The sequence below is a fragment of the Rhizobium aureum genome, assembly GCF_030182495.1.
GTDB lineage: Bacteria > Pseudomonadota > Alphaproteobacteria > Rhizobiales > Rhizobiaceae > Rhizobium > Rhizobium tropici_C.
Genome location: NZ_JAQJCI010000022.1, coordinates 55,878 through 74,141 on the forward strand (window position 1 = coordinate 55,878; position 18,264 = coordinate 74,141).

The 18,264-nt window shown below is 60.4% G+C and carries 15 protein-coding genes; 9 read left to right on the forward strand and 6 right to left on the reverse strand.

Going from position 1 to position 18,264, the window contains the following annotated elements; all coding sequences use genetic code 11:
• Positions 1-127: 127 nt before the first annotated feature.
• Positions 128-619: a SixA phosphatase family protein gene (locus PH552_RS29905; RefSeq protein WP_112339975.1), complete on the reverse strand. Its 492-nt coding sequence runs from the start codon at positions 617-619 to the stop codon at positions 128-130.
• A gap of 281 nt (positions 620-900) precedes the next feature.
• On the opposite strand from PH552_RS29905, the gene dksA reads away from it, so the two are divergent.
• Positions 901-1,320, forward strand: coding sequence for an RNA polymerase-binding protein DksA (gene dksA / locus PH552_RS29910; protein ID WP_004109001.1), 420 nt, complete (start codon positions 901-903; stop codon positions 1,318-1,320).
• An 87-nt stretch (positions 1,321-1,407) separates the two neighbouring features.
• Here dksA and PH552_RS29915 read toward each other — a convergent pair whose 3' ends face one another.
• Positions 1,408-2,361: a flagellar biosynthetic protein FliO gene (locus tag PH552_RS29915; protein WP_112339974.1), complete on the reverse strand. Its 954-nt coding sequence runs from the start codon at positions 2,359-2,361 to the stop codon at positions 1,408-1,410.
• Between the two features lie 291 nt (positions 2,362-2,652).
• Between PH552_RS29915 and cckA the strand changes: the two genes are divergently transcribed.
• On the forward strand, positions 2,653-5,271 hold the full coding sequence (gene cckA / locus PH552_RS29920) for a cell cycle histidine kinase CckA (protein WP_112339973.1): 2,619 nt from the start codon (positions 2,653-2,655) through the stop codon (positions 5,269-5,271).
• Between the two features lie 214 nt (positions 5,272-5,485).
• A complete protein-coding gene (gene trpS / locus PH552_RS29925) occupies positions 5,486-6,505 on the forward strand; it encodes a tryptophan--tRNA ligase (RefSeq protein ID WP_112339972.1) in 1,020 nt (339 codons plus the stop codon).
• Positions 6,506-6,565: 60 nt separating this feature from the next.
• On the opposite strand, the gene PH552_RS29930 is transcribed toward trpS, so the two are convergent.
• Entirely contained in the window at positions 6,566-7,492 is a 927-nt protein-coding gene (locus tag PH552_RS29930) for a pseudouridine-5'-phosphate glycosidase (RefSeq protein WP_285166500.1), read from the reverse strand.
• Positions 7,493-7,538: 46 nt separating this feature from the next.
• Complete coding sequence (locus tag PH552_RS29935) at positions 7,539-8,483, reverse strand: carbohydrate kinase family protein (protein ID WP_112339970.1); 945 nt, start codon at positions 8,481-8,483, stop codon at positions 7,539-7,541.
• Between the two features lie 239 nt (positions 8,484-8,722).
• Here PH552_RS29935 and recA point away from each other — a divergent pair, with 239 nt between their 5' ends.
• From recA to PH552_RS29950, 3 genes are all read left to right on the forward strand, one after another.
• Complete coding sequence (recA, locus tag PH552_RS29940) at positions 8,723-9,808, forward strand: recombinase RecA (protein WP_112339969.1); 1,086 nt, start codon at positions 8,723-8,725, stop codon at positions 9,806-9,808.
• 173 nt (positions 9,809-9,981) lie between these two features.
• Entirely contained in the window at positions 9,982-12,642 is a 2,661-nt protein-coding gene (alaS, locus tag PH552_RS29945; protein WP_112339968.1) for an alanine--tRNA ligase, read from the forward strand.
• A gap of 137 nt (positions 12,643-12,779) precedes the next feature.
• Positions 12,780-13,631, forward strand: coding sequence for an AraC family transcriptional regulator (locus PH552_RS29950; protein WP_112339967.1), 852 nt, complete (start codon positions 12,780-12,782; stop codon positions 13,629-13,631).
• A gap of 46 nt (positions 13,632-13,677) precedes the next feature.
• Here PH552_RS29950 and PH552_RS29955 read toward each other — a convergent pair whose 3' ends face one another.
• Both PH552_RS29955 and PH552_RS29960 read right to left on the reverse strand, forming a co-directional pair.
• Positions 13,678-14,304: a glutathione S-transferase family protein gene (locus PH552_RS29955; protein ID WP_112339966.1), complete on the reverse strand. Its 627-nt coding sequence runs from the start codon at positions 14,302-14,304 to the stop codon at positions 13,678-13,680.
• 119 nt (positions 14,305-14,423) lie between these two features.
• Positions 14,424-15,638 carry an NADP-dependent isocitrate dehydrogenase gene (locus PH552_RS29960; protein WP_004108975.1) on the reverse strand — a complete coding sequence of 405 codons (1,215 nt, stop codon included), beginning with the start codon at positions 15,636-15,638 and terminating at the stop codon, positions 14,424-14,426.
• 222 nt (positions 15,639-15,860) lie between these two features.
• On the opposite strand from PH552_RS29960, the gene PH552_RS29965 reads away from it, so the two are divergent.
• From PH552_RS29965 to murI, 3 genes are all read left to right on the forward strand, one after another.
• Positions 15,861-16,463 carry a hypothetical protein gene (locus tag PH552_RS29965; protein ID WP_181592264.1) on the forward strand — a complete coding sequence of 201 codons (603 nt, stop codon included), beginning with the start codon at positions 15,861-15,863 and terminating at the stop codon, positions 16,461-16,463.
• Between the two features lie 176 nt (positions 16,464-16,639).
• Positions 16,640-17,482 (forward strand): RNA methyltransferase, encoded by an 843-nt coding sequence (locus tag PH552_RS29970; RefSeq protein WP_112339965.1) that lies wholly within the window; start codon positions 16,640-16,642, stop codon positions 17,480-17,482.
• Positions 17,463-18,263, forward strand: coding sequence for a glutamate racemase (gene murI, locus PH552_RS29975; RefSeq protein WP_112339964.1), 801 nt, complete (start codon positions 17,463-17,465; stop codon positions 18,261-18,263). The genes PH552_RS29970 and murI overlap by 20 nt, the downstream gene beginning before the upstream one ends.
• The last annotated feature ends 1 nt before the right edge of the window (position 18,264 follow it).

Consider the following 18,264-nt stretch of genomic DNA (forward strand, 5'->3'; position numbering starts at 1 on the left):
CTGGATGACAGCGTGACCGTGAATATAGGGATCGAAACTTGCCCCGAAAAGATGAAGACGCAAACGTCTGCAATCAGGGGCAGGGTACGTTTTCGGGCGAGCGAGACAAGCGGCTCGGCGAATATCCCTATTCAGTGATGAAGTCGGTCAGCACCCAGCCTGACGGTGTCGAATCGACGACGGCAAGACCGGCCGTCGGAAAGCCGCGCGGGAGCGCGCCGGCCATGGCCTCGCGCCCGATCAAGGCTGCGAGCGTCAGCTCGATGACCGGGTTGTGCGCAACCAGCATGACCGAGTCCTGATCAGTCTGCGCTGATATGAGCGACAGGTAGATGTCCGGCGTGCCGTTGTAGAGCGCATCGACAAAGCGGAACTCTGTCGAGGGCGTGACGGCACGGCGCATGGCGTCGGCAGTCTGGCGACAGCGCGTGGCCGTCGATGAAATGACGAGGTCCGGCTTGTAGCCCTTGTCGGCGGCCTCGTCCGCAACGATCTCGGCCGCAGCATAGCCGTTGTCGCTCAGAGGACGGTCGAAATCCTTCTGGCCGGGAGCGGCCTGCTGGGCCTCGGCATGACGCAGGAGATAGATCCTGGAGGGCGGCGGCGAAATGCTGACCATGGCGAAATTCCGGAGCTCGATTTCCCTAATGAGGTAACGTCTGTTTGCATGCTCAGTCAACTGCGGCGCGATCCGCCAGAAGGCGAAATGTCCTACCTTCACGCGAAGGTTACGAGAGACGTGATTCCGGCTCAATGAGAAGAAATGATGAAAAAATAGACGCTTAGCCGAATTTTATGACAAATTTAAAAATCAGTTGACAGCATCTATTTGGCTTGAACCGGCACTATTGGTTGGGATATACAGCCCAGCCATATGAGATGTTCTTCAGGAGAATCGCGTTGAGTGAGAAGATCGATCTTAGCAATTATGTTCCCTCGGAAGACGAGGAGTTCATGAATCTGAATCAGCGAGCTTATTTTCGAGCGAAACTGATAGCATGGAAAAACGATATCCTTAGAGAAGCGCGCGAGACCCTCGATCATCTGGCGGAAGAAAGCGCAAATCATCCCGATCTGGCCGATCGGGCCTCTTCGGAAACAGACCGGGCCATCGAGCTTCGGGCTCGCGACCGCCAGCGTAAACTCATCTCGAAAATCGATGCCGCATTGCAGCGTATTGAAGACGGTACTTACGGCTATTGTGAAGAGACCGGCGAGCCGATCGGCCTGAAGCGCCTGGATGCTCGTCCGATCGCGACCCTGTCGATCGAGGCGCAGGAACGCCACGAGCGCCGGGAAAAGGTTTATCGCGACGAATAATCGAGTTGTCGGCTCGACTGGATACAAATAAAAGCACGAGGAATTCATTCTTCGTGCTTTTTCATTTCCGGCATTTCGCGCCGCGCATTATTTGTCGCGACTGACGCTCATTTCACCAAAGATGCGCGCCACTTCCTGCTGGAGGGCGCTGTCGGCCCCGGTCAGCGGCGCAAGCTCGGGTTCGACCCTCTGTGCCGGGCTTGGTGCCGGTGATGGAACGGGCTGCTGTTGCACCTGCCGCGGCGTCGGCGTGTTGGGAATAATCCGTTCGGCAGTCAGATTCTTCGACATTTCGGCTTCTAATATGCGCTGGAAATCGTTGCCAGGCTCGGGGGCGCGCGGAGATGCAATGGCAGGCTCGACGGGCACTGGGCGAGCGGGAGCCGGCTGTTGCTGCGGCAGGACGACATGGCGGGCGGCGTCCAGTATGTCGGCGGCTTCGGCTTCGCTGATGGTCGGAGCGGTTTGGGGAGCTGGCTGCGGCGGACTGACGGCAGCTGGTTGCGGACGTTCGGCAGCCGCGCGCGGTGCTGGCTCCGGAGCCCGAGGGGCAGCAGTAGGCGTTTCGGAGCGCAGATAGGCTTCGATCCTGTCTTCGGTGGATTGCCGACCCTGTGGAAGTGGCGCGGGAGTGGCATCGGGTTCGGAAGCTTTTTCCGGCTGTTGCTGCCTGCTTTCATAGGCCAGGGGAACATCGACAGGCGTCGCGGCTACGGGAGGATCGACGGGCGTCGCTGCGACGGCCGCGCGCGCGGGATCGGAGATGCCGGACTCGATGACGATATCAGTCGGGCCGCCGATCATGATCAAGTGTTCGATGCCGTCGCGCCTGACGAGCACGAGACGGCGGCGGGCATCGACGGCGGCGGCATCCAGCACCTGCAGACGCGGCTGGCGGTTCTTGCCGCCGCGCACGAAGGGAGAAGGCGCTCGATTGCGCAGGACCCACAGAATGGCGATCAACACGATCAGGGCGATGCCAACCCCACCGGCTGCGAGGAGGAAACGGCTGCCATAGGCTCCGGCGATGTCGTCCAACATGTCGAGATGCTCCCGTATTTGTCCCCGACGTCGCGGCCTATTATGCAGCTCCGGCGGGTAGATGCCTTGAACTTGGCCTTCCTATGCGGCGATCATATGAGCAGGATCGCGGCTGAGACAAGATGCGATTGATACGTCTTGTGCTCTATTGCCTGTGAATTCAAGCCTTTCTGGCTCGGCAAAGCTTTTTGCCGATGACGCAAATTGGTAAAGAAGATTCGAAAGGTCCGACTCCGGCGATCCTTAACGTGTATGACATGTCGCGAGGAGAACGGCGGAGACGAGGGGTTTATGACGAAGCAGCGTCCATCCGACGAGTATAGCGTGCCGCTGGTGGATCGGGGAGTTCGTTCGGGAACGGTGCTGCGCATCATTCTGCTGGCGCTCGTTCTCGTGGCCGCCGCCGCCGCCTTCGTCGTCTTCAAAAGCCAGCTCGACAATGAAGCGGTTCTCGGGGGCCTCGGCATTCTTGCCATGGTCGGCATCTTCTTCCTCGTTTCCTCGATCATCGGCTTCGTCGAGGTTATGCCGCAGCCGCAATCCGATAGCCTGGCGCGTTCATTTCTCAACAGCCATCCGGACGGGACGCTGATCACCGACGAGAAGGGGCGCATCGTCTATGCCAACGCCGCCTATGGCTGGCTGACCGGCGCTACCAAGGCGACGGAAGTGCAGTCGCTGGAAATGCTGCTGTCGCGAAACCGCGAATCCAACGAGGCCTTGTACCGTCTCGCCAATGGTCTGCGCGACGGCAAGGAGGGATCGGAAGAGTTTCGCCTGCTGAAGCCGCTCGGCCCTGCGGATGGAAGCGGCAACGGGGCGCACTGGTATCGGCTGAAGGCCCGTGTGCTGCCGCCGGAGCAGGGCAGCAGCAAGGTGCTGCATATCTGGCAGATCACCGACATCACCTCCGAACGCGACGACCAGGAGCGCTTCTTCAAGGAGTTACAGAACGCGATCGACTATCTCGATCATGCGCCCGCCGGCTTCTTCTCCGCCGGCCGCAAGGGCGAAATCTTCTATCTCAACGCGACGCTGGCCGAGTGGCTGGGCCTAGATCTGACGAAGTTCGTGCCAGGCTCGATGACAATCGGCGATCTGGTGGCCGGCGAGGGATTGGCGCTGATCCAGTCCGTTCAGGCGGAACCGGGCTTGAAGAAAACGGTGACGCTCGATCTCGATCTGCGTCGCGCCAACGGCCAGAGCCTGCCGGTGCAGATCGTCCACAGCGTCACCTCGATGCGCGACGGCGCTCCCGGCGAGAGCCGCACTATCGTCCTCACCCGGCAGAACGGCGCGGATACCGAGCAATCTGCTTCAGCGGCGGCGATGCGCTTCAGCCGCTTCTTCAACAATACGCCGATGGCGATCGCTTCCGTCGATGGCAACGGCCGCATCCTGCGGACGAATGCGCCGTTCCTGAAGCTTTTCTCGGATCTCGTCTCGCGCGACGATATCGAGCGTGGCGCGGCCTTGGAGAGCGTCGTCAATGAAAGCGACCGGCCGCGGCTGCAGCAGGCGCTGGCGGCCGCAAAGGACCGGCAGGGCGACATTCCGCCGATCGACTCCCGCAATCCGAAGGATGAGGCACGGCATTTCCGCTTCTACATCAATGCGGTGATCGACCAGACCGACGAGGCGCCGGAAGAAGCCGCCATCGTCTATGCCGTCGAGGTGACCGAGCAGAAGGCGCTCGAGACGCAGATGGCGCAGACGCAGAAGCTCAATGCCGTCGGTACGCTTGCAGGCGGCATCGCGCACGACTTCAACAATGTGCTGACCGCGATCCTCCTGTCTTCCGACCATCTGCTGCTACAGGCGCGGCCTTCCGACGCCAGCTTCGCGGATCTGATGGAAATCAAGCGCAATGCCAATCGTGCGGCCGTGCTGGTGCGGCAGTTGCTCGCCTTCTCGCGCAAGCAGACCATGCGGCCGACAGTCCTGAATCTCACTGACGTGATCGGCGACTTGCGCATGCTGGTGGACCGGCTTCTGTCCGGCACGCATGTCAAGCTGGACGTCGATTACGGCCGCGATCTCTGGCCTGTCAAAACCGATCTCTCGCAGTTCGAGCAGGTGCTGATCAATCTCTGTGTCAACGCCCGCGATGCCATGCCCGGCGGCGGTCAGCTGACGCTGCGCACCCGCAATCTGCTTGCGGCTGATGTCAGCGCCTTCAACTATCCCTTCCTGCCGCATGAAGACATGGTGCTTGTCGAGGTCAGCGATACCGGCACCGGCATTGCGCCCGAAATCATGGATAAGATCTTCGAGCCCTTCTTCACGACCAAGGAAGTCGGCAAGGGCACGGGTCTGGGCCTCGCGATGGTCTATGGCATCATCAAGCAGTCCGGCGGCTATATCCAGCCGGAATCGGAAGTGGGCAAGGGGACGACTTTCCGCATCTTCCTGCCGCGCCATGTCGTCGAAATGCCGGCCGTAACCGATGTCAAGGCGCCGGAGAGCCGGGATGTCGCGGCCATGGATCAGAGTGTCGGCATAGTCGCTCCGCCGGAAGAGCCGGCCGATCTTACCGGCAAATCCGCAGTCGTGCTGCTGGTCGAGGATGAGGAGGCGGTGCGGCGCGGCGGCAAGCGCATGCTTGAGACGCGGGGCTATACCGTTTACGAGGCCGGCTCCGGCGTCGAGGCGCTTGACATCATGGACGAGCTCGACGGCCAGGTCGATGTCGTCGTGTCCGACGTCGTCATGCCTGAGATGGACGGCCCGTCGCTGCTGCGGGAACTGCGCAAGAAATATCCGGACCTGAAATTCATCTTCGTTTCGGGCTACGCCGAGGATGCCTTTGCCCGCAATCTGCCAGCGGATGCGCAGTTCGGTTTCCTGCCGAAGCCGTTCTCGCTGAAGCAGCTTGCCGTCGTCGTGCGCGAGACGCTGGACAAGAACTAAGCGAGAAGCAGCTGTTGCCGATGGCGGCGAAAGGATGCTATCGACAGCCTCATGATCGACCTCCCCGAACCCATTTGCCGTTTGTGGTGGCGCTCCTTCTAGGAGCGGCAGTCGTCATGTCTTGAAATCGACCCTGCCGCCGTGATCCGGCAGGCATGGTCCATTTTCCGTTTTCCCTTCCCGATTGCGGCGGCTCCTTTTGCGGAGCAACCAAATGCATTCTCCTACCGACACTCGCCCCGTCATCCTGACGGGCGACCGGACCACCGGTCCGCTTCATCTCGGCCATTATGTCGGGTCGCTGAAGAGCCGCGTTGCGCTTCAGCATAGCCATCGGCAATTCCTGCTGCTGGCGGATATCCAGGCGCTGACCGACAATGCCCATGATCCCGAGAAGGTCCGTCGCAACGTTCTTGAGGTCGCTATCGATTATCTTGCAGTCGGCGTCGATCCGGCGCTGACGACGATCTGCGTCCAATCCGCTTTGCCGGCGCTGGCGGAGCTGACGCTGCTTTATCTGAATTTCGTCACGGTCAGTCGCCTGGAGCGTAATCCGACGATCAAGACGGAGATCCAGCTGCGCGGATTCGAACGTGACGTGCCTGCCGGCTTTCTCTGCTACCCGGTTTCACAGGCTGCCGATATCACCGCCTTCAAGGCGACGATCGTTCCCGTCGGCGAGGATCAGGCACCATTGATCGAGCAGACGAACGAGATCGTTCGCCGTCTCAATCGGCAGATTGGGCGCGATGTTCTTGTGGAAGCAACGGCGATGGTGCCGAGCGTGGGGCGCCTGCCAGGCGTCGACGGCAAGGCGAAGATGAGCAAATCCCAGGGCAACGCCATCCCGCTTTCCTCCTCGCCGGATGAAATAAGCGATGCGGTACGGCGGATGTATACCGATCCCGATCATCTGCGCGTCGGCGATCCCGGCAGGGTCGAGGGAAACGTCGTCTTCACCTATCTGGATGCCTTCTGCGAGGACCGGCAGTTGGTTGATGACATGAAGGCGCATTATCGCCGAGGTGGACTTGGTGATATCACCTTAAAGAGACGTCTTGATGATATCCTGCAGGCGCTGCTCGCTCCGATCCGCGCGCGCCGAGCACACTATGCTGCCGAGCCGGACTATGTGATGGAAGTCGTGCGTGAGGGGACGAGAAAGGCGAGGGAACGGACGGAGGCAACGCTTGCGGAATTACGCGACGCCTTGGGTCTGTTCTCCCTGATCTGAAACGAAAAAGGCCGGACGATCTTTTGAAGCGCCCGGCCGTTTTCGTAACTGCTTATCTAATTATTCTGCCAGAGCGACCGCGATTTCGGCGGCCAGGCGCGCATTGTTTTCGACAAGCGCGATGTTCGTCTTGAGGCTGCGGCCTTCGGTGATGTCGAAGATGGTGCCGAGCAGATAGGGCGTTACGGCCTTGCCGGTGATCTCGTCGCGCTCGGCACTGTCGAGGGCGCGCTCGATATAGATTTCCATTTCCTCGCGCGGGATTTCGTCGGCTTCCGGCACCGGATTGGCGATCAGCATGCCGCCATCGATGCCGAGCTGCTCGCGCGTGGATTGGAAATTGGCGATGGCAGCCGGGCTGTTCAGCGTCAGCGGGCTTGCCAGGCCGGAAGAACGCGACCAGAAGGCCGGAAATTCGGCGCTGTCGTAGGTTACGACCGGAACGCCGCGGGTTTCCAGCACTTCCAACGTCTTCGGAATATCGAGGATCGCCTTGGCGCCGGCGCAGACGACAATGACGCCCGTGCGCGCAAGCTCTTCAAGATCGGCAGAGATGTCGAAGCTCTCTTCGGCACCACGATGGACGCCGCCGATGCCGCCGGTGGCGAAAACCTTGATGCCGGCGCGGGCGGCGGCAATCATCGTGGCGGCGACGGTGGTCGCGCCGGTTCGCCGCTCGGCGATCGCAAAGGCGATGTCGGCGCGTGAAACCTTCATCGCCCCTTCCGTCTTCGCCAATGCTTCCAGCTCTTCCGGCTCAAGACCGATGTGCAGCGCGCCATGGATGACGGCGATAGTCGCTGGCACTGCGCCTTCCTGCCGGATGATCGCCTCGACGCTGCGAGCCATCTCGATATTGCCGGGATAAGGCATGCCGTGGGTGATGATGGTCGATTCCAGTGCCACGAGCGGGGCGCCGCGCAGCTTGGCGGCGGCGACTTCCTTCGAATAGGAGATCGGAAGCAGTGGCGAGATAGGCTGGGTCATTGTCGTTTCCAATTCACTGAAACAATATACGCGTTCTGAGCAGGCTTCATGACAGAATTTCGGCCTTGGGAACAAGGGCCAACATCGTCTCCAAAAGCTCGGGAGACAGATTTTCGGCGGTGGCGAAGGGCGATTGCACGGTGATCGCTGCGGCTGCAGCACCGTGGCGGACAGCCTCTGCGAGATCATGTCCGTCAAGCAGGGCCGACAGCACGCCGGAAGCGAGCGAATCTCCCGCCCCGGTGACATCGGCGACATCGTCGACGACGGGTGGCTGCAGGCTGACGACGGCATCCCGGGAAAATGCGATCAGCGGCCGCCTGCCGCGGGTGATGACGCCATTGCGCAAGCCAAGGGCGCGCAATCCGCTCACCCATTCGAGTGGATCTTCAGGCCGGCTTTCGGTCAGCGCGGCGGCCTCGGCTTCATTAAGGAAGAGATGGTCGATGCCGGCAAGGCTCTGCTTCAGCCGCACGACTTTCGCCGGAGAGATCGCGATTGCCGCGACGGACTTGCCGCAGGCGGCGGCTCTTGCTGCGATCGCGGCCAGGGTCTCTGCCGGCAGATTGGCGTCGCAGAGAACGAGGTCGGTTTCTTCGAAAGCGTCGCGCACGGCGCGAATAGCCAGACGCCTCGGGACGAACAGCTTGTAGAGTTCCATGTCGGCAAGCGCGATGACCAGATTGCCGTCGCGTTCGAGGATCGCCGTATAGCTCGGCGTCTTGCGATCGAGGAAGACGAAGGGCTTGTCGTCGATGCCGGCATGGCTTGCCGCTTCCGCCACCATTTCGCCCGAAGGGTCGCCGCCGCGCGGCGAGATCAGCTTTACGTCGAAGCCCAGGCGGGCGAGATTCCGGGCCGCATTGAAACCGCCGCCGCCGGGTTCCTCGAACCAGGCGCCGGGGTTGCTGGCGCCGGGTGCGGTCTCGCCGAAGATACGGCCGCGCCGGTCGATATGGGCGCCGCCGAGAACGAGAATCTTCTTCGCCATATGGTTTTCCTCAGCGGTCGAAAGGACGAATCGGACGGGTCGGTAACATCTGGCAATTCACCGCCTCGGTCATGCAAGTGCCTGGGAAGAAAGAAGAAAACAAAAATAGAACGGAATTCATTTTACCTTTTTCTTTCAATTGCTTGTTGTGGCCTTGCGACATGAGAACAAATCGAGTACACAATTCTCATCGGCGGCGACATTGCTAGAGCGGCTTCAATAACCTAAAGGTGGATCGGATGTCTCAGAATTCTTTGCGGCTTGTAGAGGACAAATCGGTGGATAAAAGCAAGGCACTTGAAGCGGCACTCTCTCAAATTGAGCGGTCGTTCGGCAAGGGCTCGATCATGAAGCTCGGCTCTAACGAGAACGTGGTCGAAATCGAAACGGTTTCCACTGGCTCTCTGAGCCTCGATATCGCTCTCGGCATTGGCGGCTTGCCGAAGGGGCGCATCATCGAAATCTACGGGCCGGAAAGCTCGGGTAAGACGACGCTGGCGCTGCAGACCATTGCAGAGGCCCAGAAGAAGGGCGGCATCTGCGCCTTTGTGGACGCGGAACATGCGCTCGATCCGGTCTATGCCCGCAAGCTCGGCGTCGACTTGCAAAACCTGCTGATTTCGCAGCCCGATACCGGCGAACAGGCGCTCGAAATCACCGATACGCTGGTGCGCTCCGGCGCGATCGACGTTCTCGTCGTCGACTCCGTTGCGGCATTGACGCCGCGTGCCGAAATCGAAGGCGAGATGGGCGACAGCCTGCCGGGTCTGCAGGCCCGTCTGATGAGCCAGGCGCTGCGCAAGCTCACGGCTTCGATCTCCAAGTCCAACTGCATGGTGATCTTCATCAACCAGATCCGTATGAAGATCGGCGTCATGTTCGGCTCGCCGGAAACGACGACGGGCGGTAACGCGCTGAAGTTCTACGCCTCGGTTCGCCTCGACATCCGCCGCATCGGCGCCGTCAAGGAGCGCGAAGAAGTGATCGGCAACCAGACCCGCGTCAAGGTCGTCAAGAACAAGATGGCGCCGCCCTTCAAGCAGGTCGAGTTCGACATCATGTATGGCGAAGGCGTCTCCAAGACTGGCGAACTGGTCGATCTCGGCGTCAAGGCCGGTATCGTCGAAAAGTCCGGTGCCTGGTTCTCCTATAACAGCCAGCGTCTCGGCCAAGGCCGCGAAAACGCGAAGCTCTTCCTGCGTGACAATCCGGATCTCGCCCGTGAGATTGAATTGTCGCTACGCCAGAATGCCGGCCTGATCGCCGATCGCTTCCTGCAGAATGGCGGTCCCGATGCCGATGATGGCGACGCCTCCGCCGAATAAGGATTTTCGGGAGCAATTTCCCATCCAAGACCGAGACTAAAATTCGAAACCGGCCGTATTGTCCAAGGGATGTGCGGCCGGTTTTGTTCGTGCGGCTGGACAGCGCCGGGAGCGGACGATAAAAGCCACTGACTTTGATGCAAGTTGCTGAGCGCAGGACTGAAGGGCCCCATATGAGCGGTGTGAATGAAATCCGGTCGACCTTCCTCGACTATTTTAAGAAAAACGGCCACGAGATCGTGCCGTCGAGCCCGCTGGTGCCGCGCAACGATCCGACATTGATGTTCACCAATGCCGGCATGGTGCAGTTCAAGAACGTGTTCACCGGCCTAGAGCAGCGTCCCTATACGACGGCGTCGACGGCGCAGAAATGCGTGCGCGCCGGCGGCAAGCACAACGACCTCGACAATGTCGGCTACACCGCGCGCCATCACACCTTCTTCGAGATGCTCGGCAACTTCTCCTTTGGCGACTATTTCAAGGAGCGCGCCATCGAGCTTGCCTGGAACCTGATCACCAAGGAATTCGGTCTCGATGCCAAGCGCCTGCTGGTCACGGTCTATCACACCGATGACGACGCCTATAATCTCTGGAAGAAGATTGCCGGTCTTTCCGATGACAAGATCATCCGCATCGCCACCAGCGACAATTTCTGGGCGATGGGTGATACCGGTCCGTGTGGCCCCTGCTCCGAAATCTTCTACGATCACGGCGATCATATCTGGGGCGGCCCTCCCGGCTCTCCGGAAGAAGATGGCGACCGCTTCATCGAGATCTGGAATCTCGTCTTCATGCAGTTTGAGCAGATCACCAAGGAGCAGCGCGTCGACCTGCCGCGTCCGTCGATCGACACCGGCATGGGCCTCGAGCGCGTTGCCGCCGTGCTGCAGGGCAAGCATGACAACTACGATATCGATCTCTTCCGCGCGCTGATCGAAGCTTCGGAAGAGGCGACCGGCGTGAAGGCCGAGGGCGAGCATCGTGCCAGCCATCGCGTCATTGCTGACCATCTGCGTTCGTCTGCCTTCCTGATCGCCGATGGCGTGCTGCCGTCAAATGAAGGCCGCGGCTACGTGCTTCGCCGCATCATGCGCCGCGCCATGCGCCACGCGCAGCTACTCGGCGCCAAAGAGCCGCTGATGTGGAAGCTGCTGCCGGCGCTGATCCAGCAGATGGGCCGCGCCTATCCGGAGCTGGTGCGCGCCGAGGCGCTGACCTCCGAGACGCTGAAGCTCGAAGAAACCCGTTTCCGCAAAACGCTGGAACGCGGCCTTTCGCTGCTCAACGATGCCACTTCGGATCTGCATAAGGGCGACAGTCTGGACGGCGAGACCGCCTTCAAGCTCTATGACACCTACGGCTTCCCGCTCGACCTGACGCAGGATGCGCTGCGCGCCCGCGGCATCGGTGTCGATATTTCCAGCTTTACCGATGCCATGGAGCGCCAGAAGGCCGAGGCGCGCTCGCATTGGACCGGCTCCGGCGACAAGGCAACCGAAACCATCTGGTTCGAGCTCAAGGAAAAGAACGGTGCGACCGAATTCCTGGGCTATGACACGGAAACCGCCGAAGGCGTCATCCAGGCAATCGTCAAGGACGGTGTCGCGGTCGACAGCGCCTCTGCCGGCGACAAGGTGCAGATCGTCGTCAACCAGACGCCGTTCTACGGTGAATCCGGTGGCCAGATGGGCGACACGGGCGTGATCTCCAGCGATCACGGCAAGCTCGCTGTCAGCGATACGCAGAAGAAGGGCGAGGGCCTCTTCGTTCACAGCTCCGAAGTTTCGGAAGGCAAGATCAAGGTCGGCGACGCCGTCGTCCTGACCGTCGATCACAACAGGCGTTCGCGCCTGCGCGCCAACCATTCCGCCACCCATCTGCTGCACGAGGCACTTCGCGAAGTACTCGGCACGCATGTGGCGCAGAAGGGCTCGCTGGTTGCCCCCGAGCGGCTGCGTTTCGACGTTTCGCATCCGAAGCCAATGTCGGCCGAGGAGCTCAAGGTCGTCGAAGAGATGGCCAACGAGATCATCCTGCAGAACTCGCCGGTGACGACCCGCCTGATGAGCGTCGACGATGCCATCGCGGAAGGTGCGATGGCACTGTTCGGCGAGAAATATGGCGACGAAGTCCGCGTCGTATCGATGGGGCAGGGCGTGCGGGGTGCCAAGGCCGGCAAGCCCTATTCCGTCGAGCTTTGCGGCGGTACGCATGTCTCCGCCACTGGCCAGATCGGCCTCGTCCGCATTCTCGGCGAAAGTGCCGTCGGTGCCGGCGTGCGCCGCATCGAAGCCGTGACCGGCGAATCCGCGCGCGACTATCTCGCCGAGCAGGACGATCGCGTGAAGAGCCTCGCCTCGGCGCTGAAGGTACAGCCGGCCGATGTCGTCACGCGCGTTGAAGCGCTCATGGACGAGCGCCGCAAGCTGGAACGCGAACTGGCGGATGCCAAGCGCAAGCTTGCCATGGGCGGCGGTCAGGGCGGTTCGGCCGATGCTGTCCGCGAAGTCAATGGCGTCAAATTCCTCGGCAAGCCGGTTTCCGGCGTCGATCCCAAGGATCTCAAGGGTCTGGCGGATGAGGCTAAGGCAAGCCTCGGCTCCGGCGTCGTGACGCTGATCGGCGTCTCGGATGATGGCAAGGCCAGCGCCGTCGTCGCCGTCACGGAGGACCTGACGAGCCGCTTCAGCGCCGTCGATCTCGTGCGCGTTGCTTCGGCTGCGCTCGGCGGCAAGGGCGGCGGCGGCCGTCCCGACATGGCCCAAGCCGGGGGCCCGGATGGCGCCAAGGCTGATGAAGCGATCGAGGCAATTGCTGCAGCACTTGCTGGCTAAGTCGCTGATTTCCGATAGATAATCCAGGATGGCGGATGCTTCGGTGTCCGCCATTTTTGTTTATGCAGGCAACTCCGCAGGATTTGTCAAATCCGGTTATGCTCTTGTCGGCCGATCGATTTACAAGGGGGTTAGACATGAGTGGTGGAACGGCGTGGACGCTTTACGAGACCCGGTTGCGGCGGGTTTCGGCCTATATCCATGAGCATCTGGATGAAGAACTCGATATGGAAAAGCTCGCCGAGATCGCCTGCATGTCCAGCTACCACTGGCACAGGATCTATCGGGCGATCTATGGTGAGACGGCGGCGGCGACCGTCAAGCGGCTGCGGCTGCACCGTGCCGCCGGCGATCTCGTCAACACCCGTCTATCCGTCAGCGACATTGCAAAGCGGTCGGGCTATCCCAACCTCCAATCGTTCAACCGCATCTTCAGATCCGTCTACGGCATGCCGCCGGCGCGATATCGGAATGAGGGAAGCCACAGGATCTTCGAACCCAATACTCAAGGAAGGATCACGATCATGTTCGACGTTACGCTTCGCACCATTTCCCCGATGTCACTGATCGGTGTCGCCCATCGCGGCTCCTACATGCAGATAGGCCAGGCTTTCGAAACACTCTTCGGCACCATCTTCGCCCGCGGTCTGGCAGGGCCGGACATGCGCATGATCGGCGTCTATCTCGACGATCCCGATGTCGTGGAAGCGGACAATCTGCGCTCCTATGCCTGTGTTACTGCCAGCGAGGCCGTTGCGACTGCCGCCCCACTGGAACGGCGCTCGCTGGAGGGCGGTGAATATGCCGTGCTGCGTCACAAGGGGCCTTATGCGAACATGCATAGGGCTTATCAGTGGCTCTATGCGCAATGGCTTCCGGCTTCCGGACGGCAGCTGCGCGATACCCTCATGTTCGAGGAATATATCAACAATCCGCGTGATGTACCGCCGACGGAATTGCTGACGGATATCTATATGCCGCTTCAGTAGCGGCATAAGATCCCGATAGAGGGTTTCCTTTCAATACCTTGTATTGTCAGGCATTAGCCGGTTTCGGCATCGCGGCATTATCAATCTCGTTGCCACGGCGGTAGGCGTCGCGGTCGCTGACCCGGCTCCAGTAGTCGATGAAAGCTGGCCGCTTTTCGATCGTCCCGAAATTGAGACCCCAGCCGATATGCGAACCGACATAGACGTCGGCGGCCGTGAAGCGGTCGCCGGCGATAAACGGCGAGGTCGTGACGGCGTACTCCATCGCATCAAGCACATTCGCGAAGCTGCCGCAGCCGGCCATGCGCAGGCGTTCCGGCGGCACTTCGAAGCCGAGGGTGCGATTGGTGATCGCCATCTCGAACGGGCCGGCCGCAAAAAACATCCAGCGGAAATAGCGGCCGCGCTCGGCCGCTGTCGGGGCAAGGCCTGCCTGCGAGAAGGTTTCGGCCAGATAGGCACAGATGGCGGCACCTTCGGTGACGACGGTGTCGCCGTGCTTGATGGCCGGCACCTTGCCCATTGGGTTGACTGCAAGATATTCCGGCGACTTCATCGTCGTGCCGTAGTCGAGATATTCGGTGCGGTAGGGCTGGCCGATTTCCTCCAGCATCCAGCGGGCTATGCGTCCGCGCGACATCGGATTGGTATAGAAAACGAGTTCCTCAGCCATCTGCCTCTCCCTTTTGTTGCGCGCATTTTTGCCACCGGTTCGCCCCGGCGGCAAGATTCCGCGCAAAAGAAAACCCGGCGCTGAGGCCGGGTTTTCTTATGTCCAGATGGTGACGAGGCTTAGGCAGCCATGGCCTTCTTGAGGTTTTCGTCGATCTTGTCGAGGAAGGCGGTGGTCGAGAGCCACGGCTGATCGGGGCCGATCAGCAGCGCCAGGTCCTTGGTCATGTAGCCGGCTTCAACCGTGTCGACGCAAACCTTTTCGAGCGTGGAAGCGAACTTCGCGAGTTCGGCATTGTCGTCGAGCTTGGCGCGATGAGCGAGGCCGCGGGTCCAGGCGAAGATCGAAGCGATCGAGTTCGTCGAGGTTTCCTGACCCTTCTGGTGCTGACGATAGTGGCGGGTCACCGTGCCGTGTGCGGCTTCGGCTTCGACCGTCTTGCCATCCGGCGTGAGCAGAACCGAGGTCATTAGGCCGAGCGAGCCGAAGCCCTGGGCAACGGTATCGGACTGGACGTCGCCGTCGTAGTTCTTGCAGGCCCAGACGTAGCCGCCGGACCACTTGAGAGCCGAGGCAACCATGTCGTCGATCAGGCGATGCTCGTAGGTGATGCCGGCTTCGTCGAACTGAGCCTTGAACTCGTTCTGGTAGACTTCTTCGAAGATGTCCTTGAAGCGGCCGTCATAGGCCTTGAGGATGGTGTTCTTGGTCGAGAGGTAGACCGGCCACTTGCGCATCAGGCCGTACATCATCGAGGCGCGGGCGAATTCGCGGATCGACTCGTCGAGGTTGTACATGGCCATGGCAACGCCGGCGCCAGGAGCGTTGAAGACTTCCTTCTCGATGACCGTGCCGTCTTCGCCGACAAACTTGATGGTGAGCTTGCCCTTGCCGGGGAACTTGAAGTCGGTGGCGCGGTACTGGTCGCCGAAAGCGTGACGGCCGACGACGATCGGCTGCGTCCAGCCCGGAACGAGGCGCGGAACGTTCTTGCAGATGATCGGCTCGCGGAAGATGACGCCGCCGAGAATGTTGCGGATCGTGCCGTTCGGGCTCTTCCACATTTCCTTGAGGTTGAATTCCTTGACGCGGGCTTCGTCCGGCGTGATCGTCGCGCACTTGATGCCGACGCCGTATTTTTTGATGGCGTTAGCGGCGTCGACGGTGACCTGGTCATTGGTGGCGTCGCGGTTTTCGACCGAGAGGTCGTAATAATCGATATCGATGTCGAGGTAGGGGAAGATCAGTTTTTCTTTGATGAGCTGCCAGATGATGCGAGTCATTTCGTCGCCATCGAGATCGGCAACGGGATTTGCGACCTTGATCTTCTTCATGCTTCTCCCTCGTTTAAGCTGATGGGACCCGATGGTCCTGTGAGTAATATGAAGTCCCGAGGGCTATAGCACCGCAAGTGCGGAACGCAAAGCCGATAGAGCCTTGGGCATAGTGTTTTTGATCATTCGTGACATCATCCGCTTTTTGCGATCCGGCCATTGCCAAAGCGGTCGATGGGGCTAAGGTCGCGCATGTTTTGCCTGTTATTACGGAATCACGTCATGCAGAAATTTGCCGCATCCGCGCTTGCCTTCACGCTCTTTCAGTTCTCCCTAGGCGCGCATATGGCACTGGCCGCCGATGCGACGACGCCGGTCAAGGCCATCATGGATGCGACCGTCTCGAACTGGGCGGGCGGCGACAGCGATTGGCAGGATATCTTCGACGAGAGCAAGCTCAAGGATATCTACAGCAAGGATTTCGCGGCGAAATATCAGGCGGCGGCGCAATTTCCCGCCGCCGACGAGGATGGTATCTCGCCCTTCGACTACGATGTCATCGTCAATGCGCAGGATGCGTGTCCGCTGGAGGACGTGAAGATTGCCGCCCAGACGCCGAAGAACAATGTGACCGAGGTGCTGGCGACCTTCAAGAAATCCACCTGCATGGGATCAGATGCCGATTATCAGAAGGTGACCACGGTTCGTTTCGAGGTCATCGAAGAGGGCGGCAGGCCCCTGGTGGACGATATCGTCACCAACGATGACAACGGCAATCCGAGCTCGCTCAAGAGCGTGATGGTGGATCTCGTCAAACAACAGCAGCAACAGCCGACAGACCAGACGCAGCAACCGTCGGATCAGAAGCCCGCCAATCCACAATAATCGGGCCGGATTCGTTCTGCCGTTCAAGCGCAAAAACCTTGCCGATCGGCTGGCGTCTCGCTATTGCGACACCGGAATCAGGACATTGAGCATGATGTCGTCCGAAAACCGCTAACACTTCTCGGCATCATGCTCGAATTAGCGCGATTGGTTTCGCGCGCGGAGATTTAGGCATCATGGCAGGCACGAACAGCGAGCGTCAACTTCTGGCCGAAGGGCCGGCCATCATTCTGGTCGAGCCGCAGATGGGCGAAAATATCGGCATGGTGGCGCGCGCCATGGCGAATTTCGGCCTTGCCGAGTTGCGGCTCGTCAATCCTCGCGATGGCTGGCCGAACGAGAGGGCACAGGCGACGGCTTCCAAGGCGGATCACATCATCGAAGCGACCAAGGTCTACGAGACACTGGAGCAGGCGATCGCTGATCTCAATTTCATCTATGCGACAACCGCGCGGGAGCGGGATGGTTACAAGCCGGTGCGTTCGCCTGTTATTGCCGCGCAAACCCTTCGTGCCAAGTTCCAAGCAGGTGAGGGTACCGGCATCCTCTTCGGTAGGGAGCGCTGGGGCCTGACGAACGAGGAAGTGGCGCTGGCCGACGAGATCGTGACATTTCCCGTCAATCCCGCCTTTGCTTCTTTGAACATCGCGCAGGCCGTGCTGCTGATGTCCTATGAGTGGATGAAGTCGGGCATGGAGGATCTCGGCGATGTGCCTTTCCAGGCGATCGAGCAGCGGCCTTCGACGAAGGAGCAGCTTTTCGGCCTTTTCGACCAGCTCGAGGAAGCGCTGGATGCGCGCAATTATTTCCATCCCGCCGGGAAAAAGCCGAAAATGGTCGACAATCTCCGGGCCGTCCTCTCGCGCCGGGCCTTCACCGAACAGGAAATCAGCGTCTTGCGCGGGGTGATCTCGTCTCTCGACCGCTTCTCGCGGAAGTCCCCGCGCGGCAGTGGCTCGCATCCCCGATCCTCGAAAGCACCCAAGGAAACCACGAACGATGACAGCAGCGGCGAATGAGCTGAAACCGGTCCTTGTTTTCGATTCAGGGATCGGCGGTTTGACCGTGCTGCGCGAAGCACGCGTGCTGATGCCGGAGCGGGGTTTCATCTATATCGCCGACGATGCCGCATTTCCCTATGGCAGTTGGGAAGAAGCAGCCTTGAAAGAGCGCATTGTCGGTCTCTTCGCAAAGCTGCTCGCGCAATATGATCCGGAAGTCTGCATCATCGCCTGCAACACGGCGTTCACGCTGGCCGGCGCCGCTCTTCGTGCCGCCTTTCCGCAGATGACGTTCGTGGGTACCGTGCCGGCGATCAAGCCAGCTGCGGAGCGCACGCGCTCCGGGTTGGTCTCCGTGTTGGCGACACCGGGCACCGTCAAGCGCGCCTATACGCGCGATCTGATCCAGTCCTTTGCCACACAATGCCATGTGCGGCTTGTCGGATCGGAAAATCTGGCGCGCCTGGCGGAGAGCTATATTCGCGGCGATGCAATTACAGACGAGGCCGTCATGACCGAGATCGATCAGTGCTTCGTCGAGATGGATGGCCGCAAGACCGATATCGTGGTGCTTGCCTGCACGCATTACCCTTTCATGGCGAATATTTTCCGTCGCCTTGCGCCTTGGCCGGTCGATTGGCTCGATCCGGCTGAAGCCATCGCAAGGCGCGCCCGCAGCCTGGTGCCGCAGATGGCCGATGCTGTGCATCCCGACAATTTCGACTTTGCGGTGTTTACCTCCGGGGCACCCGATTTCCCCACGCGCCGGCTGATGCAGGGTTTTGGACTCAAGGCTTGAT

Excerpts from the sequence above, each read along its gene's own strand:
- PH552_RS29935 (WP_112339970.1), bottom strand. The coding sequence starts at position 8,483 with ATGGCGAAGAAGATTCTCGTTCTCGGCGGCGCCCATATCGACCGGCGC.
- PH552_RS29950 (WP_112339967.1), top strand. The coding sequence starts at position 12,780 with ATGAGTGGTGGAACGGCGTGGACGCTTTACGAGACCCGGTTGCGGCGG.
- PH552_RS29905 (WP_112339975.1), bottom strand. The coding sequence starts at position 619 with ATGGTCAGCATTTCGCCGCCGCCCTCCAGGATCTATCTCCTGCGTCAT.
- alaS (WP_112339968.1), top strand. The coding sequence starts at position 9,982 with ATGAGCGGTGTGAATGAAATCCGGTCGACCTTCCTCGACTATTTTAAG.
- PH552_RS29930 (WP_285166500.1), bottom strand. The coding sequence starts at position 7,492 with ATGACCCAGCCTATCTCGCCACTGCTTCCGATCTCCTATTCGAAGGAA.
- PH552_RS29965 (WP_181592264.1), top strand. The coding sequence starts at position 15,861 with ATGCAGAAATTTGCCGCATCCGCGCTTGCCTTCACGCTCTTTCAGTTC.
- trpS (WP_112339972.1), top strand. The coding sequence starts at position 5,486 with ATGCATTCTCCTACCGACACTCGCCCCGTCATCCTGACGGGCGACCGG.
- cckA (WP_112339973.1), top strand. The coding sequence starts at position 2,653 with ATGACGAAGCAGCGTCCATCCGACGAGTATAGCGTGCCGCTGGTGGAT.
- PH552_RS29915 (WP_112339974.1), bottom strand. The coding sequence starts at position 2,361 with ATGTTGGACGACATCGCCGGAGCCTATGGCAGCCGTTTCCTCCTCGCA.
- PH552_RS29955 (WP_112339966.1), bottom strand. The coding sequence starts at position 14,304 with ATGGCTGAGGAACTCGTTTTCTATACCAATCCGATGTCGCGCGGACGC.
- recA (WP_112339969.1), top strand. The coding sequence starts at position 8,723 with ATGTCTCAGAATTCTTTGCGGCTTGTAGAGGACAAATCGGTGGATAAA.
- PH552_RS29960 (WP_004108975.1), bottom strand. The coding sequence starts at position 15,638 with ATGAAGAAGATCAAGGTCGCAAATCCCGTTGCCGATCTCGATGGCGAC.
- murI (WP_112339964.1), top strand. The coding sequence starts at position 17,463 with ATGACAGCAGCGGCGAATGAGCTGAAACCGGTCCTTGTTTTCGATTCA.
- PH552_RS29970 (WP_112339965.1), top strand. The coding sequence starts at position 16,640 with ATGGCAGGCACGAACAGCGAGCGTCAACTTCTGGCCGAAGGGCCGGCC.